Here is a 23,782-nt window from a genome sequence, read left to right on the forward strand (position 1 = left end):
GGACCGACAAGTGTACGACTCCTGCGGCAGAAGTGCGTGGATTGCCTACCGTGTGTTTTGTAACCCCTGGGTTGTGGTCACCGAGCGTTGAAGTACTTCGCCTCGGGGTGGTGGATCACGATCGCGTCCGTGGACTGCTCGGGGTGGAGCTGGAACTCCTCGGAGAGCTTCACGCCGATCCGCTCGGGCTCGAGGAGCTCCGCGATCTTCGCCCGGTCCTCCAGATCCGGGCACGCTCCGTAACCGAGCGAGAAGCGTGCTCCCCGGTACCTGAGCGCGAACATGTCCTCGATGTCCGCCGGGTCCTCGCCGCCGAAGCCGAGCTCGCTGCGGACGCGGGCGTGCCAGTACTCGGCGAGGGCCTCTGCCAACTGGACGGACAGGCCGTGCAGTTCGAGGTAGTCGCGGTACGAGTCGGACTCGAAGAGCTTCGCCGTGGCATCGCCGATCCTCGAGCCCACGGTGACGACCTGGAGGCCGACCACGTCCGTCTCGCCGGACTCCTCCGGGCGGAAGAAGTCGGCCAGGCACAGGCGCCGCCCGCGGCGCTGGCGCGGGAAGGTGAAGCGGGTGCGCTCCGAGCCGTCCTCGTTCAGCAGGATCAGGTCGTCGCCCTTGGACACACAGGGGAAGTAGCCGTAGACGACGGCCGCCTCCAGCATGTTCTGCGTGTGCAGCTGGTCCAGCCAGCCGCGCAGCCGCGGGCGGCCCTCGGTCTCGACGAGCTCCTCGTAGGTCGGGCCGTCACCGGTGCGGGCCTGCTTGAGGCCCCACTGGCCCTTGAAGAGAGCGCCCTCGTCCAGCCAGGACGCGTACTCCTTGAGCTGGACGCCCTTGACGACGCGGGTGCCCCAGAAGGGCGGCTCGGGGACGCGGTTGTCGGTGGCCACGTCGGAGCGCACGGCGCCTTCGTCGGCCCGATCCTCCACGACGGCGGCCGTGGCCCGGACCCGGCGCTGCTTGAGCTCGGGGAGGGCGGCGCCGGGAACGCCGCGCTTGACCGCGATCAGGGCGTCCATCAGACGCAGGCCCTCGAACGCGTCGCGGGCGTAGCGGACCTCGCCCTCGTAGATCTCGTACAGGTCCTGCTCGACGTACGCACGCGTCAGCGCGGCCCCGCCGAGGATCACCGGGTACTCGGCCGCCAGCTTGCGCTGGTTCAGCTCCTCCAGGTTCTCCTTCATGATCACGGTGGACTTCACGAGGAGGCCGGACATGCCGATGACATCGGCCCGGTGCTCCTCGGCGGCCTCCAGGATCGCGGAGACGGGCTGCTTGATGCCCAGGTTGACCACGTTGTAGCCGTTGTTGGACAGGATGATGTCCACGAGGTTCTTGCCGATGTCGTGGACGTCGCCGCGGACGGTCGCGAGCACGATGGTGCCCTTGCCCTCCGCGTCCGACTTCTCCATGTGCGGCTCCAGATAGGCCACCGCGGACTTCATGACCTCGGCGGACTGCAGGACGAACGGCAGCTGCATCTGGCCGGAGCCGAACAGCTCACCGACGACCTTCATGCCGTCCAGCAGGGTGTCGTTGACGATGTCGAGGGCGGGGCGCTCCCCGAGGGCCTCGGCGAGATCGGCCTCCAGGCCGTTCTTCTCGCCGTCGATGATGCGGCGCTTGAGGCGCTCCTCCAGCGGCAGCGCGCGCAGTTCCTCGGCCTTGCCAGCCTTCATCGACCTGGTGTCGACGCCCTCGAACAGGGCCATCAGCTTCTGCAGCGGGTCGTAGCCCTCGCTGCGCCGGTCGTGGATCAGGTCGAGGGCCGTGGTGACCTGCTCCTCGTCGAAGCGGGCGATCGGCAGGATCTTGCTCGCGTGGACGATCGCCGAGTCCAGGCCCGCCTTCACGCACTCGTCGAGGAAGACCGAGTTGAGCAGGATCCGGGCGGCCGGGTTCAGGCCGAAGGAGATGTTCGACAGACCGAGGGTGGTCTGCACGTCCGGGTGGCGCCGCTTGAGCTCGCGGATCGCCTCGATCGTCGCGACGCCGTCCTTGCGGGACTCCTCCTGACCGGTGCAGATCGTGAAGGTGAGCGTGTCGATCAGGATGTCCGACTCGTTGATGCCCCAGTTCCCGGTGAGGTCCGCGATGAGCCGCTCGGCGATCTCGACCTTCTTCTCGGCGGTCCGGGCCTGGCCCTCCTCGTCGATGGTGAGCGCGATCAGGGCCGCGCCGTGCTCCTGCGCCAGCCGGGTGACCTTCGCGAACCGCGAGTCCGGGCCGTCGCCGTCCTCGTAGTTCACCGAGTTGATCACCGCCCGGCCGCCGAGCTTCTCCAGCCCGGCACGGATGACCTCCACCTCGGTGGAGTCCAGCACGATCGGGAGCGTGGAGGCGGTGGCGAAACGGCCGGCCAGCTCCTCCATGTCCGCGACACCGTTGCGCCCGACGTAGTCGACGCACAGGTCCAGCATGTGCGCGCCCTCGCGGATCTGGTCGCGCGCCATCTCCACGCAGTCGTCCCAGCGGCCGCCCAGCATCGCCTCACGGAACTTCTTCGACCCGTTGGCGTTCGTCCGCTCGCCGATGGCCAGGTACGAGGTGTCCTGCCGGAACGGGACCGTCTGGTAGAGGGAGGCGGCGCCGGGCTCGGGGCGCGGCCGGCGGGGGGTCGGGGCGAGGTCGCGGACCCGCTCGACGACCTGGCGCAGATGTTCCGGCGTCGTACCGCAGCAACCGCCGACCAGGGAGAGACCGTACTCGCGGACGAAGGTCTCCTGCGCGTCGGCGAGCTCGGGCGCGGTCAGCGGGTAGTGGGCGCCGTCCTTGCCGAGGACGGGCAGACCGGCGTTGGGCATGCAGGACAGCGGGACACGGGAGTGGCGGGCGAGGTAGCGCAGGTGCTCGCTCATCTCGGCCGGGCCGGTCGCACAGTTCAGACCGATCATGTCGATGCCCAGCGGCTCCAGCGCCGTGAGCGCCGCACCGATCTCCGAACCCAGCAGCATCGTGCCCGTGGTCTCGACGGTGACCGACACGATCAGCGGCAGGTCGGTGCCGGTGGCCTCCAGGGCCCGGCGGGCACCGAGCACGGCGGCCTTGGTCTGGAGGAGGTCCTGGGTGGTCTCGACGAGGAGCGCGTCGGCGCCGCCCGCGATCATCCCCTCCGCGTTCTGCTGGTACGCGTCGCGCAGCACGGTGTACGGGGCGTGGCCCAGCGTGGGCAGCTTCGTGCCCGGGCCCATCGAGCCCAGCACCCACCGCTGCTGCCCCGAGGAGACCGTGTACTCGTCGGCGGCCTCGCGGGCGATGCGGGCACCCGCCTCGGAGAGCTCGTACACCCGCTCGGCGATGTCGTACTCCCCCAGCGCCGCGAAGTTCGCCCCGAAGGTGTTCGTCTCGACGCAGTCCACGCCGACCTCGAAGTACGCGGAGTGGACCGAACGGACGATGTCGGGGCGCGTCACATTGAGGATCTCGTTGCAGCCCTCGAGGTCCTGGAAGTCGTCGAGGGTGGGGTCCTGCGCCTGGAGCATCGTGCCCATGGCACCGTCGGCCACCACCACACGGGTGGCCAGGGCCTCGCGGAGGGCGGCGGCTCGGGTCCTGCTGTCGGCGGAAATCCGGCTGTCGGCGGAAGGGGTCGGCAACGAGGCCATGGAAGTGCTCCCTGGGATGCGACGGCTGTCGGCTTTGCGGCTCCCCTGCGGGAGACGCACCCGGCCAGAGTAGCCGGGCGTTCCGGAGTGCGGTGTCCCGTCCCAGCCGGTGGACGGCATGCTGTCCCCGGCGACCGGGTGATGACTCGATGATGTCTCGATCCGCTCGGTCTTGACACACTGTCCTGGCGGTAACAGCAATTCGGCATGGGCAGATAATGTTCAGCATTGTCGAACCATGGTGAGAAGGGGCCAGGCGATGGCGAAGAACATCCAGTCGCTCGAACGGGCGGCGGCGATGCTGCGACTGCTCGCGGGCGGCGAGCGCCGGCTCGGGCTGTCCGACATCGCTACGTCACTGGACCTGGCCAAGGGAACGGCGCACGGCATTCTGCGCACGCTGCAGGCGGAGGGATTCGTCGAGCAGGACGCGGCGTCCGGCCGCTACCAGCTGGGGGCCGAGCTGCTGCGGCTCGGCAACAGCTATCTGGATGTCCACGAGTTGCGGGCCCGCGCGCTGGTCTGGACGGACGACCTGGCGCGTTCCAGCGGTGAGAGCGTGCACCTGGGGGTGCTGCACCAGCGCGGCGTGCTCATCGTCCACCACGTCTTCCGCCCCGACGACAGCCGGCAGGTGCTGGAGGTCGGCGCGATGCAGCCGCTGCACTCCACGGCTCTGGGCAAGGTGCTGTCGGCGTACGACCCGGTGGCACACAGTGAGGTCCTGGAGCTCGAGCGCGAGGCGTTCACCGCGCGGACCGTCTGCGACCTGAAGGGCTTCGAGGGTGTGCTCGACCTGACGCGGGCACGGGGCTGGGCCGACGACGTCGAGGAGACCTGGGAGGGCGTCGCCGCGGTGGCCGCGCCCATTCACGACCGGCGCCGGATGCCCGTCGGCGCGGTGGCGATCACGGGCGCGGTGGAGCGGGTCTGCGACGGCCAGGAGCTGCGCTCGGAACTGGTGGCGGCAGTACGGGACTGTGCGCGCGCGGTCTCCCGCGACCTGGGCGCCGGGCGGTTCTGAGCGCTCGGGCGGTTCTGGGCGCCGGGCGGTTCTGAACCGCACCCCATGGCGTCACCGCGCCCCGTACGCCCCTGCCCGGGGCGGCCCGGCAACCGCCCCCTGCGCCCGTACCCGGGCGGTTCCGGCACCGCGCCGCAGGTCCGCGCGGGGTGGTGCCGAACCCGTGCCCGCACCTACGGCCGGCGGCCACACGGCTGACCTGCGCCGACGGGCCGCCGACCCCGTCACGCCAGGCGATTCCAGCCGTTCGGGCGCATCATCGATAACGATCGGGTTATCGGCCACACAACCCTTGACGTCGTGTGAACCAGGGGGCAAAACTGCCGTCCATCGGTCGGCATTGTCGAACACCTAACGGCGATAAGCGCTAGAGTGTGGCAACGCCAAGGGCCGGTATCGCTCTCATCCCCCGAGGGCGCGAACCACGGAGGGACCCGTCGGTTCGCCTTCCCCTGGACGAAGGACAAAGGAGTCGCGGGTGTCCAGCTCCGACATCTTCATCGGCGAGATCATTGGTACCGCCGTACTCATCCTGCTCGGCGCCGGCGTTGTCGCCGCTGTCGTGCTCAAGCGCTCCAAGGCGCAGAACGCCGGCTGGGTCGCCATCGCCTTCGGGTGGGGCTTCGCGGTCATGACGGCGGTCTACATATCGGGCCCCTTGTCCGGTGCGCACCTGAACCCGGCAGTCACGCTCGGTATCGCGATCACGAGCGGGGACTGGAGCAACGTCCCCGTCTACTTCGCGGGCCAGTTGCTCGGCGCCATGCTCGGTGCCTTCCTGGCCTGGGTCGCCTACTACGGCCAGTTCAAGGCCCACCTCACCGACCCGGAGATCATCGCCGCGCCGCCCCACGAGGAGGGCATGGTCACCGAGCGGGCCGCTCCGAAGGCCGGTCCGGTGCTCGGCATCTTCTCCACCGGCCCCGAGGTCCGGGTCGTCTGGCAGAACCTCGCCACCGAGATCATCGGCACGGTCGTGCTCGTCCTGGCCGTACTCACCATGGGCCTGAACGACAGCGGCAAGGGCCTCGGCACGCTCGGCGGACTCATCGTCGCCTTCGTCGTCGTCAGCATCGGCTTCTCGCTCGGCGGTCCGACCGGTTACGCCATCAACCCGGCCCGTGACCTGGGGCCGCGCATCGTGCACGCCCTGCTCCCGATGCCGAACAAGGGCGGCTCCGACTGGGGGTACGCCTGGATCCCCGTCGTGGGACCGCTGATCGGTGGCGCCCTCGCCGCGGGTATCTACCAGATCGCGTTCGCGTGAGCCGTACGTCCTTCCCTCAGACTTTCAGGAGCACACCGTGACCGACGCACACACCGCCGGCCCGTTCATCGCGGCCATCGACCAGGGCACCACCTCCTCCCGCTGCATCGTCTTCGACAAGGACGGCCGGATCGTCTCGGTCGACCAGAAGGAGCACGAGCAGATCTTCCCGAAGCCGGGCTGGGTGGAGCACAACGCCGCAGAGATCTGGACCAACGTCCAGGAAGTCGTCGCCGGCGCCCTTGAGAAGGGCGGCATCACCGCCGCCGACGTCAAGGCCATCGGCATCACCAACCAGCGCGAGACCACGCTGCTCTGGGACAAGAACACCGGTGAGCCCGTCCACAACGCCATCGTCTGGCAGGACACCCGCACCGACGCCCTCTGCAAGGATCTCGGCCGCAACGTCGGCCAGGACCGCTTCCGCCGCGAGACCGGTCTGCCGCTCGCGAGCTACTTCTCCGGCCCCAAGGTCCGCTGGCTGCTGGACAACGTCGAGGGCCTGCGCGAGCGTGCCGAGCGCGGCGAGATCCTCTTCGGCACCATGGACTCCTGGGTCATCTGGAACCTCACCGGCGGAGTCGACGGCGGACACCACGTCACCGACGTCACCAACGCTTCCCGGACCATGCTGATGAACCTCCACACCATGGAGTGGGACGAGAAGATCGCCCAGTCCATGGAGGTCCCCATGGCCGTGCTGCCGGAGATCCGCTCCTCCGCCGAGGTGTACGGCCACGTCAAGGGCGGCGTCCTGGACGGCATCCCGGTCGCCTCCGCGCTCGGCGACCAGCAGGCCGCCCTGTTCGGCCAGACGTGCTTCGCCGAGGGCGAGGCGAAGTCGACGTACGGCACCGGCACGTTCCTGCTTCTGAACACCGGCAACAAGATCATCAACTCTTACTCCGGGCTGATCACCACCGTCGGCTACAAGATCGGCGACCAGGAGCCGGTCTATTCGCTGGAGGGCTCCATCGCCGTCACCGGCGCGCTCGTCCAGTGGATGCGCGACCAGATGGGCCTGATCAACTCCGCCGCCGAGATCGAGACCCTCGCGTCGAGCGTCGAGGACAACGGCGGTGCCTACTTCGTCCCGGCCTTCTCCGGCCTCTTCGCCCCGTACTGGCGCTCCGACGCCCGCGGTGTGATCGCCGGACTCACCCGGTACGTCACCAAGGCGCACATCGCCCGCGCCGTTCTCGAGGCCACCGCCTGGCAGACCCGCGAGATCACCGACGCCATGACCAAGGACTCGGGCGTCGAGCTGACCGCGCTCAAGGTCGACGGCGGGATGACCTCCAACAACCTGCTGATGCAGACCCTCGCGGATGTCCTGGACGCCCCCGTGGTGCGTCCGATGGTCGCCGAGACGACCTGCCTCGGCGCCGCCTACGCCGCCGGCCTGGCCGTCGGCTTCTGGCCGGACACCGACGCCCTCCGCGCCAACTGGCGCCGGGCCGCCGAGTGGACACCCCGTATGGACGCGGCCGAGCGCGACCGCGAGTACAAGCAGTGGCTCAAGGCCGTCGAACGGACCATGGGCTGGATCGAGCACGACGAGAGCTGACGAGGAGCCATCGATCATGACCACCCTGCAGAGCGTCCCCGCCCTGGGGACGCACCCGGCCTCCGGTTCCCTGCCGAGCCGCGCCGAGACCCGGGAGCAGCTTGCCAAGGCGACGTACGACCTCCTGGTGATCGGCGGCGGCATCCTGGGCATCTCCACCGCCTGGCATGCCGCGCAGGCCGGGCTGCGGGTGGCGCTGGTGGACGCCGGCGACTTCGCCGGCGCCACCTCCTCCGCCTCCTCCAAGCTGCTCCACGGCGGTCTGCGCTATCTGCAGACCGGCGCGGTGAAGCTGGTCGCGGAGAACCACTTCGAGCGGCGCGCGGTCTCCCGCGAGGTGGCCCCGCACCTGTCCAACCCGCTCACCTTCTACCTGCCGGTCTACAAGGGCGGCCCGCACGGCGCCGCCAAGCTCGGCGCGGGCGTCTTCGCCTACTCGGCGCTGTCGGCGTTCGGTGACGGCGTCGGCCACGTCATATCCCCGGCCAAGGCGCAGCGCGACGTTCCCGAGCTGCGTACGGAGAACCTCAGGGCCGTCGCCGTCTACGGCGACGACCAGATGAACGACGCCCGGATGGCGCTGATGACGGTCCGCGCGGCCGTCGACGCGGGCGCGGTCGTCCTCAACCACGCCGAGGTCACCGGGCTGCGCTTCACCCGGGGCCGGGTCACGGGCGCCGAGCTCAAGGACCGTACGGACGGCACCGAGTTCGGCGTCACCGCCCGCCTCGTGCTGAACGCGACCGGCCCGTGGGTGGACCACCTGCGGAAGATGGAGGACCCGAACGCGGCGCCCTCCATCCGCCTCTCCAAGGGCGCGCACCTGGTGCTGAAGCGCACCTCCCCGTGGAAGGCTGCCCTGGCCACCCCGATCGACAAGTACCGCATCACCTTCGCCCTCCCCTGGGAGGACATGCTGCTGCTCGGTACGACCGACGAGGCGTACGAGGGCGACCCGGCCGACGTCTCGGTCGACGAGAAGGACATCGCCCAGATCCTCGACGAGGCCGCGTTCTCCATCCGCGACCAGCAGCTGTCCCGCGATCTGATCACGTACTCCTTCGCCGGTCTGCGGGTGCTGCCGGGCGGGCCCGGCGACACCTCGAAGGCCAAGCGCGAGACGGTCGTCACCGAGGGCCGCGGCGGCATGCTGTCGGTGGCCGGCGGCAAGTGGACGACCTTCCGCCACATCGGCCGCACGGTGCTGAACAAGCTGACCGAGCTGCCGGGCCGACCGCTCGCCGACGACATGGAGCCGGTCGCGCACCTGCCGAGGAAGCTCCCGCTGCCGGGCATCGCCAACCCGCGCGCAGTCGCCCACCGTCTGCTGGTGGACTCCCCGGCGCCCGGCCCGCGCATGGCCGCCGACACCGCGCGCCACCTGGCCACGCACTACGGCTCGCTGTCCTTCGGCATCGCGCGCCTGGCCAACGACAACCCGGAGCTGGCCGAGCGCATCCACCCGGACGCCCCGGAGATCTGGGCGCAGGTGGTGTACGCCCGGGACCACGAGTGGGCCGAGACGGCGGACGACGTGCTGCGCCGCCGTACGACGCTGACGATCCGGGGCCTGGCGACGAACGAGATCCGTGGCAAGGTCGAGGGCCTGCTGGGCGAGAAGGCCTGACGGCAGGGCGTTCTTCCGTCGACGAGGGCGGCTCCTTGGGGAGCCGCCCTCATTGTACGCTCAGACATCGGATGACTCGAGGAACGAGTGCGAGGGGGACGTCATGGCTGTCACGGACGAGGCCATCGAGAAGATCAAGGGAATGATCGTCTCGGGTGCGTTGCGGCCCGGTGACCGGCTCCCCAAGGAGAGCGAACTCGCCGCCGAGCTGGGCCTGTCCCGGAATTCGCTGCGCGAGGCGGTGCGCGCGCTGTCCCTGATCCGGATCCTCGACGTACGGCAGGGCGACGGCACGTACGTCACCAGCCTGGACCCGCAGCTGCTGCTGGAGGCGCTGAGCTTCGTCGTGGACTTCCACCGGGACGACACGGTCCTGGAGTTCCTGGCCGTACGCCGCATCCTGGAGCCCGCGGCGACGGCGATGGCCGCGTCCCGGATCAGCGAGGCCGAGCTGGACGCGCTGAGCTCCCAGCTGGACGCGCTGGGCCCGGCGCCCTCGGTGGAGGAACTGGTCGCCGCGGACCTGGAGTTCCACCGGGGCATCGTCCAGACATCCGGCAACTCGGTGCTCTGCTCCCTGCTCGACGGGCTGTCGGGGCCGACCACGCGGGCCCGCGTGTGGCGCGGCCTCACCCAGGAGGACGCGGTCAGCCGCACGCTCCACGAGCACCGGGCGATCCTGGCGGCGCTCCGGGACCGTGACGCCGAGGCGGCGCGCTCGTGGGCGACGGTGCACATCGCAAGCGTGGAGCAGTGGCTCCGGTCGACGCTCTGACGCGGCGGGCCCGTACGGTGCAGCCGTCCGGGCCCGCCGCGGACGCTAGTCCTGCTTCTCGCCGCTCGCGAACCGCGAGATCACCAGCGCCACGATGATGATCGCGCCGTTCAGGAACTGGTTCCACAGCGCCGGCACCCCGCCCAGCGTCATCACGTTGACGACCAGCTGGAGCGTCAGCACGCCGGTCAGCGCGCCGAAGAGCGTGCCGCGGCCCCCCTTGAGGCTGATGCCGCCGATCACGGCCGCCGCGAAGACCTGGAAGATCCAGCCGTTGCCCTGGGTGGCTGCCACCGATCCGTAGTGGCCGGTGTAGAGGATGCCCGCGAACGCCGCCAGCAGTCCGCCGATCGCGAGAACGATCCAGGTGATGCGGTCGACGCGGATGCCGGCGGCCCGGGCCGCCTCCGGGTTCCCGCCGATCGCGTACAGCGCACGCCCGTGGCGCAGATACGCCAGCACCGCGCCGCCGATCGCGAAGAGCGCCAGACAGATCCAGACAGCGGCGGGCGCGCCCAGCCAGTCGGTCTTGCCGAGGTAGCGGAAGGACTCCGGCACATCGGTGATCGACTTGCCCTCGGTGATGCCGATGTGGAGTCCCCGCAGCATGGTCAGCATGCCGAGCGTGGCGATGAAGCCGTTGACGCGCAGCTTCAGCATCAGGAAACCGTTGACCGCGCCGATGGCGAGTCCGGCCAGCAGGCAGACCGGAATGGCCGTCCAGACCGGGAGGAGTTCGAGGCCGGCGAAGCGGCCGCCCTCGGCCGGCAGGATCAGCCACATGGCGACGACCGGGGCGATGCCGATCGTCGACTCCAGCGAGAGGTCCATCCGGCCGCAGATGAGGATGAGCGCCTGGCCCAGCACCAGCAGGCTCAGCTCGGACGACTGCTGGACGACGCTGATGAGGTTGTTGGAGGTGAGGAAGACCGGCGAGACGATGAAGCCGATCACCATCAGCACCAGGATCACCGGCACGAGCGAGAAGTCGCTCCACCGGATGAGCCGCAGCCGGTTCAGCGGCCTGTCGGCCGTGAGGTCGTCGGCCGTCACAGGCCGTATCGTGTCGGTCATTCCCGCTCCTCCCCCATGGCCCCCACGCCTTCCATGGCTGCCACCAGTTCCCGGTCGGTCCACCCGGTCCCGAAGCGCGCGACGACCCGTCCGTGGAAGAGGGCGAGCACCCGGTCGCACACCCGCAGATCGTCCAGCTCGTCCGAGATGATGACGGCCGCGCCGCCTTCGTCGGCCACCCTGCGGACCACGCCGAGCAGCGCGTCCTTGGACTTGACGTCGACTCCGGCGGTGGGCCGGACGGCGACCAGCGCGCTCGGCCTGCGGGCCAGGGCGCGGGCGACCACGACCTTCTGCTGGTTGCCTCCCGAGAGCCCGGAGACCTTCGCTTGCGGCCCCTGGGTCTTGATGTCGAGTGATCTGATCATGGACTGAGCGAATTCCCTTGTACGAGACGGCAGTACGGTCCCCCACGGGCCGAGCTGGTCGGCGACGGTCAGCGTGGCGTTCTCGGCGACGCTGCGGTCGGGGACGAGCCCCTGGATGTGCCGGTCCTCGGGGATGTAGCCGATCCCGGCGTCGAGTGCGTGCGGCACGCTGCCCGGCCGGACGGTCGTGCCGCGTACGGTGATCCGACCCGCGGTCGCCCTGCGCAGCCCGGCCAGGGTCTCGCCGAGTGCCGTGTTGCCGCTGGCGGCGGCGCCCGCGAGCCCGAGCACCTCGCCCGCCCGCACCTCCAGGTCGAGCGGCTCGAACTGGCCGTCCAGCGCGAGCCCTTCGGTGCGCAGGACCGGTTCGGCGTCCTGTGCGGTGCTCGCCGGGGCGTGCCGGCCGGAGGCGCCGACGCTCGCCTCGCCCGTCATGGCGGCGACCAGATCGTCCTTGGCGAGTTCGGCGACGGGCGCGGACAGGACGTGGCGGGCGTCGCGGTAGACGGTGACGGCGGTGCACAGTTCGTACACCTCCTGCAGATGATGGGAGATGAAGAGGAACGCCACTCCCTGGCCCTGCAGTTCGCGGAGCTTCGCGAACAGCCGCCGGATGCCGCGGGCGTCGAGCTGCGCGGTCGGCTCGTCGAGGATGATCAGCCGGGCGCCGAAGGACAGCGCCCGCGCGATCTCGACGAACTGCCGCTGCTCGACGGCGAGATCCTTCACGCGTGCGGTGGGGTCGACGTTCACCCCGTACTCGGCGAGCAGCTCCGCCGCCCGCTGCCGGAGCCTGCGCCAGCTGATCGTGCGGCGGCCGGCCTCGAAGCGGCCCAGGAAGAGGTTCTCGGCCACGGTGAGATCGGGGACCACCATGGACTTCTGGTAGACGCAGGCGACCTTGGACTGCCAGGCCGCCGTGTCGCCGAAGGCCGGGGCCGGCTCCCCGCCGAAGGCGACCGTGCCCGCGTCGGGCCGGTGCAGTCCGGTGAGGACGCTGACGAGCGTGGACTTTCCGGCGCCGTTGCGCCCGACGAGCGCGTGGGACTCGCCGGGCGCGACGGTGAGCCGGACGCCGTCGAGCGCGACGGTCGGACCGAAGCGCTTGACGATGCCTTCCGCGTGCACTGCTGGCATGACCATCTGCTACTTCTCCAGCTGGTTGGCCCACAGCTTGGGGTCGTCCACGTTCTCCTTGGTCACGAGCGGCGCCGGGAGCTGGTCCTCGAAGCCGTTCGGGATCTTGATGATGGTGGAGCCGTGATCGGTCGCGCCCTCCTTGAAGGTCTTCCCCTCCAGGGCAGCCTTGGCGTAGAACAGCGCGTACTCGGCGTAGAGGTCGGCGGGCTGGGAGACCGTCGCGTCGATCTTGCCCTCCCGGATGGCTGCCAGTTCCTCCGGGATGCCGTCGTTGGAGATGATCGTGATGTGACCGGGCGTCCCCGGCGCCTTGAGCAGCTTCTTCTGCTCCAGGAGGGCGAGAGTGGGCTGCAGGAAGACACCGCCGGCCTGCATGTAGATGCCGTTGATGTCGGGGTGCGCGGCGAGGGTGGACTGGAGCTTGGCCGACGCGACGTCGCCCTTCCAGTCCGTGGCCAGCTCGAAGACCCGGATACCGGGGAAGTGCTTGTCCATGCAGGACTTGAACGCCTCGGAGCGGTCCCGCCCGTTGATGGACGACAGGTCGCCCTGGAACTCGACGACCTTGCCCTTGCCCTTCAGCTGCTCGCCTAGGTACTGGCAGGCCTGCTCGCCGTACGCGCGGTTGTCGGCCCGTACGACCATGTAGACGCTGCCCTTGTCGGGGCGGGTGTCGACGGAGACGACCGGGATGTCCTTCTCCTCCAGGGTCTGCAGGGTCTCGGCTATCGCGCCCGTGTCCTGCGGGGCCATGACGACGGCCCTGGCACCCTGGTCGGTGAAGACCTGGACATTGGAGACGAGCTTTCCGATGTCGTTCTGGGAGTTGGTCAGCGAGAGCGCGTCGACCTCGCCGTCCTTGACGCCCTTCTCGATGTATTGCTGGTACGAGTTCCAGAAGTCGCTGTCGCTGCGCGGCAGATCGATGCCCACCTTGCCCGCGGAGCCTGACCCGCCGCTCTGGTCGCGGTTGCAGCCCGCGAGGGCCGTCACGGCCAGAAGTACGGCGCAGGCTGCGGCACTTGTCGTACGCACTCTCATGGTCCTGTCCTTCTACGGTTGTCGGCTCAGGTGGCGGGGCGCAGGCGCAGTCCCTGCATTCCGCCGTCGACCGCGAGTGCCGTACCCGTGACGGCCGCCGCGGCGGGACTGGCGAGATAGACGACGGCGGCCGCGACCTCGTCGGCGGCGACCAGTCGTCCGGTGGGCTGACGGGCTTCGAGTGCGGCCCGTTCGGCCGCGGGGTCGGCGGCCTCGTCCAGGAGCCGGCCGATCCAGGGGGTGTCGGCCGTGCCGGGGTTGACGCAGTTGACGCGGATGCCCTCGCGCACGTGGTCGGCGGCCATGGCGAGGGTGAGGGAGAGGACGGCTCCCTTGGAGGCGCTGTAAAGGACGCGCTGGGGCAGTCCTGCGGTGGCGGCGATCGAACACGTGTGGGTGAGGGAGACATGGCCGGGGCGCTCGATGGCGGCCGCCCGGAGATGGGGCAGGGCGTGCCGCGCGGTGCGGACCATGCCGAGGACGTTGATGTCGAGGACGCGGCGCCATTCGTCGTCGGTGTTGTCGGCGACGGTGCCGACGGCGCCGACGCCTGCGTTGGAGACGACCGTGTGGAGACCGCCGAACTCGTGGGCGACGGCTTCGACGGCCGTACGGACCGCATCGTCGTCGGTGACATCGGCCTTGAGGGCGAGAGTGCCCTCGGGCGCACCCGCAGGGTCGCGGTCGAGCACGGCGACGCGGGCGCCGCGCGCGAGGAGCAGCGTGGCGACGGCGGCCCCGATGCCGGAGGCCCCGCCGGTCACCAGGGCGGACAGCCCCTCGAAGTCCCGGGCTCCGAAGTCCCGTACGGCAGTCACTGGTCGGCCTCCTCGTCGGCGGCGGTGCGGCGGGCCTGCCAGACGGGCCCTTCGGGGTAGCGGTGGGCGGCGAGCGACTCGGGGTGCATCCGGGCGGAGAAGCCGGGAGCGCTCGGTGCGACGTAGTGGCCGTTCTCGACGACGGCCGGGGCGGTGAAGTGCTCGTGGAGGTGGTCGACGTACTCGATGACCCGGTCCTCCTTGCTGCGGGAGACGGCGACGTAGTCGAACATCGCGAGGTGCTGCACCAGTTCGCACAGTCCTACCCCGCCCGCGTGGGGGCAGACAGGGACGCCGTACTTGGCGGCGAGCAGCAGGATCGCGAGGTTCTCGTTGACGCCGGCGACGCGGGCCGCGTCGATCTGGACGAAGTCGACGGCTCCGGCCTGGAGCAGTTGCTTGAAGACGACCCGGTTGGCGACGTGCTCGCCGGTGGCGACCTTGACGGGCTGCCCGGCGCGTACGGCCGCGTGGCCGAGGACGTCGTCGGGGCTGGTGGGTTCCTCGATCCAGTGCGGCTCGTACGGAGCCAGGGCCTCCATCCAGCGCAGCGCGTCGGCGACGTCCCAGCGCTGGTTGGCGTCGATCGCGATGCGCACGGCAGGGCCCACCGCCGCGCGTGCGAGCTTCAGCCGCCGTACGTCGTCGTCGATGTCGGCGCCGACCTTCAGCTTGATCTGGCCGAATCCGTCGGCGACGGCCTGTTCGGCGAGCGTGACCAGCTTCGTGTCGGAGTAGCCGAGCCAGCCGGGCGAGGTCGTGTACGCGGGATAGCCCTCGGAACGCAGCCGTTCGGCCCGCGCGGCCCGGCCGGGCTCGGCGGCGCGCAGGATCGCGAGCGCTTCGTCCCTGGTGAGTGCGTCGGTGAGATAGCGGAAGTCGACGAGGGACACGAGCTCCTCGGGAGTCATCCCGGCGAGGAACTCCCACACGGGCTGCCCGGCCCGGGTCGCCGCGAGGTCCCAGGCGGCGTTGATCACCGCCCCGGCCGCCATGTGCATCACCCCCTTCTCGGGGCCGAGCCAGCGCAGCTGAGAGTCATGGGTGAGTTCGCGGTGGAGTGCGGCGAGGGCGGCGGCCGTGACCGGGGCCGGGCGCCCGACGACGTAGGGGCGCAGCGCCTCGATGGCGGCGGCGATGACATCGTTGCCGCGTCCGATGGTGAAGCAGAAGCCGTGGCCTTCGTCACCCGCGTCGGTGCGGATGACCACATAGGCCGCCGAGTAGTCGGGGTCGGGATTCATGGCGTCGGAGCCGTCGAGCTGTTCCGAGGTGGGGAAGCGGACGTCGTGGACCTCGAACCCGGTGACGGTCTGACTCATGCACGCCCCTCGTTGGAACATCGGACCTCTTCGGTCATCCGATGTATAGCGCTGCCACGTCCGCAGAGTCCAGGGGCGGGACGGAAGAAATCCGGTGACAGCTCGGATGAATGTCGGTGCGAATCCGGTATTCCCCTGACCTATGCCCCTGCCGTATCGAACTTCACCCGGCCGTGCGCAGAGGCTCGGGCGGGCCCTCGTGAAGCCTTAAGGTTGGTCCGTACGCAAGAAAACGCCGAAAGGAGGCACTGGGTGATCGAGCTCGAGGGGGTTCCCGAGCTGATCGACCCGGTCATGGTGGCCGCGTTCGAGGGCTGGAACGACGCCGGCGACGCCGCCTCCACCGCGGTCGCACACCTGGACCGGGAATGGAAGGGCGAGGTGTTCGCGGCGCTCGACGCCGAGGACTACTACGACTTCCAGGTCAACCGGCCCACGGTGTGGCTGGACGGCGGGGTACGGAAGATCACCTGGCCCACCACCCGGCTCTCCGTGGTCAGGGTCGGCGGCGAGAAGCCCCGCGACCTGGTGCTGGTCCGCGGAATCGAGCCGTCCATGCGCTGGCGCTCGTTCTGCAACGAGCTGCTCGGCTTCGCCCATGAACTGGGCGTCGAGATGGTGGTGATCCTGGGCGCACTCCTGGGCGACACCCCGCACACGCGTCCGGTACCGGTCAGCGGGGTCACGTCGGACCCGGACCTGGCCAGGTCGATGGACCTGGAGGAGACGCGGTACGAGGGCCCGACGGGCATCGTGGGCATCCTCCAGGAGGCCTGCACGCACGCCGGGGTGCCGGCCGTGTCGCTGTGGGCGGCAGTGCCCCACTACGTCTCGCAGCCGCCGAACCCCAAGGCGACGCTGGCCCTGCTGAACCGGCTGGAGGATCTCATCGACCTCCGGATCCCGCTCGGTGAACTGCCGGAGGACGCACGGGCCTGGCAGCTCGGTGTCGACCAACTGGCCTCCGAGGACAGCGAAGTGGCCGAGTACGTGCAGACGCTGGAGGAGGCGCGGGACACCGCCGAGCTTCCGGAGGCGTCCGGCGAGGCCATCGCGCGCGAGTTCGAGCGCTATCTGCGGCGCCGGGACGGCGGTCCGGGCCCCGGCCAGGCGCCGGGCGGGCACGCGACGGAGAGCGGCGACGCGGGCACGTACCTGCGCGACACGGCGACCGGAGGCCGTACGAAGCCGGCCAAGCCGCCCAAGCCGGAACGCGAGGACGAGAGCGAGGCCGAGGGCGACGCGGGTTCGGACTCGGGCCCGGGCTCCACGGACACGTCCGGGGACTGAGCGAGCAGCGACAGCGGGGTGGTGCCGGACCGGCACCGCCCCGCTCCCGCATCGGGTCCTGCGAGCTGTCAGCCGCAGCGGAAGCGTGCCGCCGCCCAGTCGCCGTGGTCACCGGTCTTGGAGCCGTTGGTGTCGGTGATCCGCAGACGGACGTGGCGTGCGCCGGTCACGTCGACCTCCGCCGGCACGGTCGCCGACGCGCCGCTGAGCTTCGGCGAGGTCCACAGCACCTTGCCGTCCGCCTCGACCGAGAAGGCCACTTCGCCGTAGCCGTTGATCTCGTCGTCGATGCCGACGCCGGCCGTGAACGCGGTGCAGCGGCCGCCGAGGTAGACCTCGATGTCGGAGTCGGCGTGCGCTCCGATCCCCTTCTCGTAGGTCGTTCCGGCGAGCGTGAGCGTGTGTCCGTCGCTCGCGCCCGACTCGCCGTTGCTGCGATCCCGTTCGGGCGGGCCCCAGCCGTTCGTGGACGTGAGCCACACCAGATCGCTCGCCCAGGCGTCGGCGGCCGGCGGCTCCGGCATCACCCCGACGGCGAACCGCTGTACGGCGGTACGGTCCTGGCCCGCTGCCGCGTACCGAACGGTCGCGGTGAGTGTCGCCTCGCCCGGCTCGGCGTCCTTCGCGGGGGTGACGTCGACCTCCACACGCCGCGTCGTGCCCGCCGGAACACGGTCCACCGTCGCCGCGGGCGTCACCTGCCAGCCCGCAGGGGCCGCCGGCGAGACGGAGACCCCGGTGGCGTCGCGGCTGCCCGCCGTGACGTCGACCGCGATCTTTCCGGGCGCCCCGGCACCGAGCTCCTGCCCCGCGGGCACGGCGACCACCGCGGCCGCGCCCGGCACCGCGCCGCCGACCGCCGCGGTGTCCTCCAGCTCCAGGACGAAGGCCCGGTCGGTCCGCAGGGCGCGGGTCTTGACCTTGACCACACCGCCGCGGTCGTCGCGGTCGTGGCGGTCGTGGAACCAGCCCCGCGCCGCCGCTTCGTACGCCGCCTTCGAGGTGAGCCGGGGCAGCGTGCGGTCATCGAGCTCGACCGCGCTCGGCGCGTCGCCGGTGTGCACGGTGAACTGGTACGGCCTGGCTGTCTGCTTGCCGGTGAAGGAGCCCTTGCTCGCGCCGATGCGTACGGTCACATCGCCCGCACCGCGCTGCGGCGCCTCGACGTCGGCGCGCTGGGTGGCGTACTTGCCGGCGCGGTGCTCGCGCGTCACCCCGTCGTCCTCGTACAGCGTGAAGGAGGACCTGCCCTGCGGGTAGATGTCCCAGGCCAGCGGGGAGTCCGCGGTGCGGTCGGCGTACGAGCGGATGCCGCCCGGCCACATGGGCACCGTGGCACCGGCGCGGACGAACAGCGGGAGCGTGTCGAGCGGGGCGCTGTAGTTGTCGACGGTGACCGGGCCCTCGTGGGTCCGCCCGCTCCAGTAGTCGATCCAGGTGCCCTTCGGCAGATAGATGCCGTCGCGCTTCGTCGCGTCCTGGTGGACGGGCGCGACGAGGAAGTCCTCCCCGCTCAGGAACTCGTACTTGGCCGCGTCCGTCGCGGCCTCGGCGTCGTCGGGGTACTCGAGCACGAGCGGGCGGGCGAGCCCGACGCCGGTCTTCGTGGCCTCGTGCGCGTGCGTGTAGATGTAGGGCAGCAGTGCCTCGTGCAGCTTGAGGTAGCCGCGGTTGATGGACGTGTAGGGCTCGCCGTACCGGAAAGGCTGCTTGTCGCTGGCGGCCCAGCCGTCCATCGTCATCGTGACCGGCAGGAACATCTTCCACTGCAGATCGCGGGTGTACGTCTTGGGGCTGCCGCCGAAGATGCCGTCCACGTCGCCCGTCGTGTATGCGAGGCCGGACATGGAGGCGCCCGCGTAGGTCGGGATCTGCCAGCGGATGTACTCCCAGGTGCCGGCCTGGTCGCCGGACCACTGGACGCCGCAGCGCTGCGCGCCGGACCAGCTCTCGGGCGCCCAGGTGAAGCCGCGGGCGGTGCTGTTCGCCTCGATACCGGCGTACGCGTCCTTGCAGCCGTCGAGGGCGAACTTGTAGCCCGCGCCGACCCAGGCGACGTCGAGCTTGGCGACCCGCTGGCCGGCCTTGACCTGGTCGGCGAGCTTGTCGAGACCGTCCTCGGTCCACAGACCGAGCTGCATCCTGCGCTGCTGGAGGCCATGGGCGGTCTCGCCGAGGTTCTCGTAGCCGCAGCCGTAGCCGTCGTTGACGAGCATCCAGCCGTTGGGCATGTCGTTCTCGACATAGCCGTCGGCGACCTCGAGCGCGTCGAGGGTGTGCCTCTCGCCGCGGTTGGCGTTGTGCAGGTAGCAGTCGGCGTCGCCGATCTCCAGCCCGTAGACGGGCGGCATGAAGGGCTTGCCGGTGAGCTTCGTGTACTGCCCGATGACGTCCTTGGCGCCGGGCCCCGCGAAGTAGTAGGCGTCGAAGCGCTGTTCCTGGGCCGTGGTGGTGACGGGCTCGCCGAAGACGTACGTGTTGGGTGCGTACGTGTTGCGGTAGACGCCGTAGCCGGCCGAGGAGAGGTAGAACGGGACGGAGTTGGGGTGGCCGCCGTCGTTCCAGTTGTAGTCGACGCCGACCTCGACCGTCTTGCCGCGGTGGGAGGTGTTGCCACGGCCGTTCTGCATGCCGGCGCCGTAGAACTGCTCGTCGCCGCCGCGCGCGAGTGTCTGGGTCATGCGGTCCTGAGTCCACGTCAGGCCCTGCGTCTCGGCCCAGAGCCGCCTGCCGTCGGCCCGGTACAGGGCGAAGCGCAGCGGTGACTTGTAGGCGTGCAGGGTCACCTTCGACGTGCTGAGCTCGTAGCGGTCGCCCTTGTCCCTCCAGCGCATGGCGGGCGGACTGCCCTGCGGGAGGACGATGTCGGCGCCCGTCGGGTCGCTGAAGTCGCCGTCGGGGGCGAGTTCGATGCGGAAGGTCTCCTGGGAGACGAAGCTGACGCGGGCCACGGCCTGCCCGGCGGTGAGGCGGTGGACGGGTCCGTCGGCGGTGAAGCCGGTGACCTCCCCGACGGTGGTGGGGGACGGTTCGGCCTGGGCGCTTCCCGGTCCCGCGAGCACCGCGAGGAGACCGAGCAGGGCTCCGGCCACCGCCGATCTGACGCGCCTGATGCGTTTTGGTGATTGCATGATGCGTAATTAGCGCAGAAACAAGCATGAGGCCATGGACAAAACGGAACCGCCCCCGGACTCCGGAGAGAAGTCCAGGGGCGGCGAGCAGGTACGTGCCGACGACGTGCGGATTTACAGAGCGACGCCCAGCAGCGCGTCCACAGCACGGGACACGAGACCGGGCGCGCTCTCGTCCGTACCGCCTTCGGTGCGCTGGAGTTCGGCCCAGCGGTCGACGGCGGCGAGCGCGGCGGGGGCGTCCAGGTCGTTGGCCAGGGCCTCGCGGATCTCCTCGACGAGCGCGTCGGCGGACGGCCCGTCGGGCCGCGACACGGCGGCACGCCAGCGGCCGAGGCGGGCCTCGGCGTCCCGCAGGACCTGGTCGGTCCACTCCCAGTCGGCGCGGTAGTGGTGGGAGAGCAGCGCGAGCCGGATGGCGGCGGGGTCGACGCCCTCGCGGCGCAGCGTGGAGACGAAGACCAGATTGCCCTTGGACTTCGACATCTTCTCGCCGTGCAGCGCGACCATGCCGGCGTGCACGTACGCCTTGGCGAACGGGTGCTCGCCGGTGAGGACCTGGGCGTGCGAGGCGCCCATCTCGTGGTGCGGGAAGGCCAGATCGGAGCCGCCGCCCTGCACGTCGAAGCCCATGCCGAGGTGGTCGAGGGCGATCGCGACGCACTCGATGTGCCAGCCGGGCCGGCCGCGGCCGAGGCTGCCGCCGTCCCAACTGGGCTCGCCGTCGCGGGCGGCCATCCAGAGCATGGGGTCGAGCGGGCTCTTCTTGCCCGGCCGCTCGGGGTCGCCGCCGCGCTCGGCGGAGAGGGCGCGCATCATTCCGGCGTCGCAGTTCGACACTTCTCCGAAGTGCGGATCGGACTCCACGGAGAAGTAGATGTCACCGTCGAGTTCGTACGCGGCGCCGGCGTCGCGCAGCCGCTCGACGAGGGGAACGATTCCGGGTATGGCCTCGACGGCACCGATGTAGTGCTGCGGGGGCAGCATCCGCAGGGCGGTCATGTCCTCGCGGAACAGCGCGGTCTCGCGCTCGGCCAGCCCGACCCAGTCCTCGCCGTCGCGCTGCGCGCGCTCGAGGAGGGGTTCGTCGACGTCCGTCACGTTCTGGACGTAGTGCACCTGCCGCTTGGTGTCGAGCCATACGCGCTGCACGAGGTCGAACGCGTTGTAGGTCGCCGCGTGACCCAGATGGGTCGCGTCGTACGGGGTGATTCCGCAGACGTAGATACGGGCGACGGGACCGGGGTCGAGGGTGACGGACCCCCCGGTCGCGGTGTCGTGGATCTGGAGGTCGCGGCCCGTGCCGGGCAGGGCGGGGACCTCAGAAGCGGGCCAGGCATGCATGCCATGAGCGTAACCGGATGCCGGTTCCGGATACGAACCGGATGCCTCCTCTTGGCCGGTTCGGCACTCTTGCGCAGGGCGATGACCTGGAGGTATGGAGCAGGCCCTGGAACGGAGAGCGGGACCTGGAACAGGGGCTGCGCCGGGGTCCTACACCGGGGGCCACGGGATCGCGGGCCACCCCCCCGAGGGCTCCGGGTGGCTCAGGGAGGCCAGCAGGGCGGCCACGCGGGAGCGCACGGCGGTCACCTCCGCCTGGGTGAGAAGCTCCCCGAGGCGCACCGCCAGGGCGGCGCCGTCGGCGAGGGAGGCCATCAGGGTGCCGAGCACCTCGACCGCCTCCGTCGTGAGGGGCTCGCCCGCCCAGCCCCAGAGCAGGGTGCGGAGCTTGTCGTCGACGTTGAAGGTGACACCGTGGTCGATCGCGTACAGCCGTCCGTCGGGCGTCGGCAGCAGATGCCCGCCCTTGCGGTCCCCGTTGTTGATCACCGCGTCCAGGACGGCCAGCCTCCGCAACCGCTGATCGTCGGCGTGTACGAGCAGTGCCGTCCGCCCCTCCCCCACGTCCGCGAAGCCGACCGCCTTCCAGCCGTCTCCCGGCTCCTCTTCCTCGACGAGGGCGAGCAGCCCGGCGGACGGGTCCCCCTCGATCCAGAGCTGGACCATGCCCTCGCCGTACGGCCCGTCGCGCAGCACCGTCGGCGGAACGAGCCCCCACCCGGTCGCCTCGGAGAGCTCGTACGCCGCCACCTCGCGCTGCGCCAGATTGCCGTCCGGGAAGTCCCAGAGCGGGCGCTCGCCCGCGATCGGCTTGTAGACGCAGTGCGCCTCCTCGCCGTCGTACGAGACGGAGCAGTACAGCACCGCGTTGGACGCCTCGCGGATCCGCCCCTTCACCGTCAGCTCACCCTCGGTGAGCAGTTCGAGAGCCGTCGCGTGCGCGTTCGCGTTGATCGTCACGCTCCGCGACGGTATCCGTTCTGGCGCGGGCATACATGTCCCTCCGGGTCGAGCGGCAGGCTGCACAGCGGGCACGGCGGCCGCCCCGCGTTCACGACGTCCAGGGCGCGCTTGGCGAACGCCCTCGCCTGCGCCCCGCTCAGCCGGACGCGCAGCATGGGCGGACCGTTCTCCTCGTCCTGCAGCAGCCGTTCCTCGGCCTCCGCGAGGTCCTCCTCGGAGTCCACGTCCAGCTCGACGAGCGCCTGCGCCTCGACGATCATGCGCTGTTCCTCGCCGTCCCAGGCCAGCGCCATCGTGCCGACCCGGAACTCCTCCTCGACCGGCGCGTCGAGCGGCGCGGTGTCGGATACGTCCGTGGGTGCCACGGCCGGCACCGGGGCATTGCCCCCGGTGCGCCGCACCACTTCGTCCAGCAGCTCGTCGATGCGCTCGGCGAGCGCGGCGACCTGGGTCTTCTCCAGGGCGACGCTCGTCACGCGCCCCCCTGCGGAAGCCTGGAGGAAGAACGTACGACGTCCAGGCAGCCCGACCGTACCGGCCACGAAGCGCTCCGGTGGGTCGTAGAGGAACACCTGACGGGACACGTCCTGTCTCCCTTGAGACTCGAGATTCAGCGGGCTTTCGGCCCGTCCACCCTACTGCGCGATCCGATCACGGTGCGCCCGCACCGCCCCCGATCACAGCGGACCCGTCGGCGCCCTCCTCCTGCGGCTTGGGCACCGGCTTGAGCACCCCGAAGTCCCCCGTGTCCCCGAGCCGCAGCAGGAACGGCCGCACCCGGGTGTAGCGGACCGCCGTCACCGAACACGGTTCGACGTGGATCCGCTGGAAGAGGTCGAGATGCATCCCGAGCGCGTCCGCCACCAGGGACTTGATGATGTCGCCGTGCGAGCACATCAGGTACACCGCGTCCTCGCCGTGCTCCTCCTCGATCCGCGCGTTCCACTCGCGTACGGCGTCGACGGCCCGCGCCTGCATCGCGCGCATCGACTCGCCCCCCGGGAAGGCCGCCGCGGAGGGGTGCCGCTGCACGACCTCCATGAGGGGTTCGTCGGCGAGTTCGGCGAGCTTGCGGCCCGACCAGTCACCGTAGTGGCACTCACCGATCCGTTCGTCGGTGTGCAGCGGCAGCCCCGGACGCTCGTCGAGCAGCGGCTGCAGGGTCTCCAGACAGCGCTGGAGGGGACTGGTGACGACCGCGGCGAGCTCCACCCCTGCGAGCCGCCCGGGCAGCGCCGCGGCCTGCGCGGCACCGCGCTCGTCGAGGGCGACACCGGGTGTCCAGCCCGCGAGCACCGCTGCGGTGTTGGCGGTGGAGCGTCCGTGGCGTACGAGGATCAACGTGGCCATGACGGCCAGCCTAAGCGGTGTCCCGGCGAGCCTGTACGCCGCCGTGGAGGTGCGAGGGCGCCCCCGGCGCGGAAGA

17 protein-coding genes are annotated in these 23,782 nt (G+C 70.6%); 6 read left to right on the forward strand and 11 right to left on the reverse strand.

The window, feature by feature from the left end; genetic code table 11:
- Window positions 1-77: 77 nt before the first annotated feature.
- Complete coding sequence (gene metH, locus ACWCP0_RS28780; protein ID WP_451081684.1) at window positions 78-3,605, reverse strand: methionine synthase; 3,528 nt, start codon at window positions 3,603-3,605, stop codon at window positions 78-80.
- Between the two features lie 259 nt (window positions 3,606-3,864).
- On the opposite strand from metH, the gene ACWCP0_RS28785 reads away from it, so the two are divergent.
- The 5 genes from ACWCP0_RS28785 (at window position 3,865) to ACWCP0_RS28805 (ending at window position 9,865) form a co-directional block, all read left to right on the forward strand.
- A complete protein-coding gene (locus ACWCP0_RS28785; RefSeq protein ID WP_451081685.1) occupies window positions 3,865-4,629 on the forward strand; it encodes an IclR family transcriptional regulator in 765 nt (254 codons plus the stop codon).
- A 478-nt stretch (window positions 4,630-5,107) separates the two neighbouring features.
- Window positions 5,108-5,896 (forward strand): MIP/aquaporin family protein, encoded by a 789-nt coding sequence (locus ACWCP0_RS28790; protein ID WP_451081686.1) that lies wholly within the window; start codon window positions 5,108-5,110, stop codon window positions 5,894-5,896.
- 37 nt (window positions 5,897-5,933) lie between these two features.
- On the forward strand, window positions 5,934-7,463 hold the full coding sequence (gene glpK, locus ACWCP0_RS28795; protein ID WP_451081687.1) for a glycerol kinase GlpK: 1,530 nt from the start codon (window positions 5,934-5,936) through the stop codon (window positions 7,461-7,463).
- Between the two features lie 16 nt (window positions 7,464-7,479).
- Window positions 7,480-9,090, forward strand: coding sequence for an FAD-dependent oxidoreductase (locus ACWCP0_RS28800; RefSeq protein ID WP_451081688.1), 1,611 nt, complete (start codon window positions 7,480-7,482; stop codon window positions 9,088-9,090).
- A gap of 103 nt (window positions 9,091-9,193) precedes the next feature.
- Window positions 9,194-9,865: a FadR/GntR family transcriptional regulator gene (locus ACWCP0_RS28805; protein WP_451081689.1), complete on the forward strand. Its 672-nt coding sequence runs from the start codon at window positions 9,194-9,196 to the stop codon at window positions 9,863-9,865.
- Between the two features lie 45 nt (window positions 9,866-9,910).
- Here the strand turns inward: ACWCP0_RS28805 and ACWCP0_RS28810 are convergent, their stop codons facing one another.
- Genes ACWCP0_RS28810 through ACWCP0_RS28830 form a run of 5 tightly spaced genes read right to left on the reverse strand, consistent with a single transcriptional unit; the run spans window position 9,911 to window position 15,628 of the window.
- On the reverse strand, window positions 9,911-10,939 hold the full coding sequence (locus tag ACWCP0_RS28810; protein WP_451081690.1) for an ABC transporter permease: 1,029 nt from the start codon (window positions 10,937-10,939) through the stop codon (window positions 9,911-9,913).
- The gene (locus ACWCP0_RS28815) at window positions 10,936-12,450 is read right to left on the reverse strand and encodes a sugar ABC transporter ATP-binding protein (RefSeq protein WP_451081691.1); all 1,515 of its coding nucleotides are present in this window, start codon (window positions 12,448-12,450) and stop codon (window positions 10,936-10,938) included. Before ACWCP0_RS28815 ends, ACWCP0_RS28810 begins: the two co-directional genes overlap by 4 nt.
- Window positions 12,451-12,453: 3 nt before the next feature.
- Complete coding sequence (locus ACWCP0_RS28820) at window positions 12,454-13,488, reverse strand: sugar ABC transporter substrate-binding protein (RefSeq protein WP_451081692.1); 1,035 nt, start codon at window positions 13,486-13,488, stop codon at window positions 12,454-12,456.
- Between the two features lie 26 nt (window positions 13,489-13,514).
- The gene (locus ACWCP0_RS28825) at window positions 13,515-14,306 is read right to left on the reverse strand and encodes an SDR family NAD(P)-dependent oxidoreductase (protein WP_451081693.1); all 792 of its coding nucleotides are present in this window, start codon (window positions 14,304-14,306) and stop codon (window positions 13,515-13,517) included.
- A complete protein-coding gene (locus tag ACWCP0_RS28830; protein ID WP_451081694.1) occupies window positions 14,303-15,628 on the reverse strand; it encodes an enolase C-terminal domain-like protein in 1,326 nt (441 codons plus the stop codon). Before ACWCP0_RS28830 ends, ACWCP0_RS28825 begins: the two co-directional genes overlap by 4 nt.
- 252 nt (window positions 15,629-15,880) lie before the next feature.
- Between ACWCP0_RS28830 and ACWCP0_RS28835 the strand changes: the two genes are divergently transcribed.
- Complete coding sequence (locus ACWCP0_RS28835; protein ID WP_451081695.1) at window positions 15,881-16,918, forward strand: PAC2 family protein; 1,038 nt, start codon at window positions 15,881-15,883, stop codon at window positions 16,916-16,918.
- Window positions 16,919-16,986: 68 nt separating this feature from the next.
- Here ACWCP0_RS28835 and ACWCP0_RS28840 read toward each other — a convergent pair whose 3' ends face one another.
- The 5 genes from ACWCP0_RS28840 to ACWCP0_RS28860 form a co-directional block, all read right to left on the reverse strand.
- Complete coding sequence (locus ACWCP0_RS28840; RefSeq protein WP_451081696.1) at window positions 16,987-20,049, reverse strand: NPCBM/NEW2 domain-containing protein; 3,063 nt, start codon at window positions 20,047-20,049, stop codon at window positions 16,987-16,989.
- Window positions 20,050-20,163: 114 nt separating this feature from the next.
- Complete coding sequence (gene mshC, locus ACWCP0_RS28845; RefSeq protein WP_451081697.1) at window positions 20,164-21,393, reverse strand: cysteine--1-D-myo-inosityl 2-amino-2-deoxy-alpha-D-glucopyranoside ligase; 1,230 nt, start codon at window positions 21,391-21,393, stop codon at window positions 20,164-20,166.
- A 150-nt stretch (window positions 21,394-21,543) separates the two neighbouring features.
- Window positions 21,544-22,386, reverse strand: coding sequence for an SCO1664 family protein (locus tag ACWCP0_RS28850; RefSeq protein ID WP_451081698.1), 843 nt, complete (start codon window positions 22,384-22,386; stop codon window positions 21,544-21,546).
- Window positions 22,350-22,940 carry a DUF3090 domain-containing protein gene (locus ACWCP0_RS28855; RefSeq protein ID WP_451081699.1) on the reverse strand — a complete coding sequence of 197 codons (591 nt, stop codon included), beginning with the start codon at window positions 22,938-22,940 and terminating at the stop codon, window positions 22,350-22,352. Before ACWCP0_RS28855 ends, ACWCP0_RS28850 begins: the two co-directional genes overlap by 37 nt.
- 67 nt (window positions 22,941-23,007) lie before the next feature.
- Window positions 23,008-23,706 carry a histidine phosphatase family protein gene (locus tag ACWCP0_RS28860; protein WP_351223892.1) on the reverse strand — a complete coding sequence of 233 codons (699 nt, stop codon included), beginning with the start codon at window positions 23,704-23,706 and terminating at the stop codon, window positions 23,008-23,010.
- Window positions 23,707-23,782 lie beyond the last annotated feature (76 nt).

The organism is Streptomyces sp. NPDC001970 (genome assembly GCF_053594115.1).

Bases quoted from the DNA above. Each gene is read 5' to 3' on its own strand.
- metH (WP_451081684.1), bottom strand. From the start codon at position 3,605: ATGGCCTCGTTGCCGACCCCTTCCGCCGACAGCCGGATTTCCGCCGAC.
- ACWCP0_RS28785 (WP_451081685.1), top strand. From the start codon at position 3,865: ATGGCGAAGAACATCCAGTCGCTCGAACGGGCGGCGGCGATGCTGCGA.
- ACWCP0_RS28800 (WP_451081688.1), top strand. From the start codon at position 7,480: ATGACCACCCTGCAGAGCGTCCCCGCCCTGGGGACGCACCCGGCCTCC.
- ACWCP0_RS28805 (WP_451081689.1), top strand. From the start codon at position 9,194: ATGGCTGTCACGGACGAGGCCATCGAGAAGATCAAGGGAATGATCGTC.
- ACWCP0_RS28810 (WP_451081690.1), bottom strand. From the start codon at position 10,939: ATGACCGACACGATACGGCCTGTGACGGCCGACGACCTCACGGCCGAC.
- ACWCP0_RS28815 (WP_451081691.1), bottom strand. From the start codon at position 12,450: ATGGTCATGCCAGCAGTGCACGCGGAAGGCATCGTCAAGCGCTTCGGT.
- ACWCP0_RS28820 (WP_451081692.1), bottom strand. From the start codon at position 13,488: ATGAGAGTGCGTACGACAAGTGCCGCAGCCTGCGCCGTACTTCTGGCC.
- ACWCP0_RS28830 (WP_451081694.1), bottom strand. From the start codon at position 15,628: ATGAGTCAGACCGTCACCGGGTTCGAGGTCCACGACGTCCGCTTCCCC.
- ACWCP0_RS28840 (WP_451081696.1), bottom strand. From the start codon at position 20,049: ATGCAATCACCAAAACGCATCAGGCGCGTCAGATCGGCGGTGGCCGGA.
- mshC (WP_451081697.1), bottom strand. From the start codon at position 21,393: ATGCATGCCTGGCCCGCTTCTGAGGTCCCCGCCCTGCCCGGCACGGGC.
- ACWCP0_RS28850 (WP_451081698.1), bottom strand. From the start codon at position 22,386: ATGCCCGCGCCAGAACGGATACCGTCGCGGAGCGTGACGATCAACGCG.
- ACWCP0_RS28860 (WP_351223892.1), bottom strand. From the start codon at position 23,706: ATGGCCACGTTGATCCTCGTACGCCACGGACGCTCCACCGCCAACACC.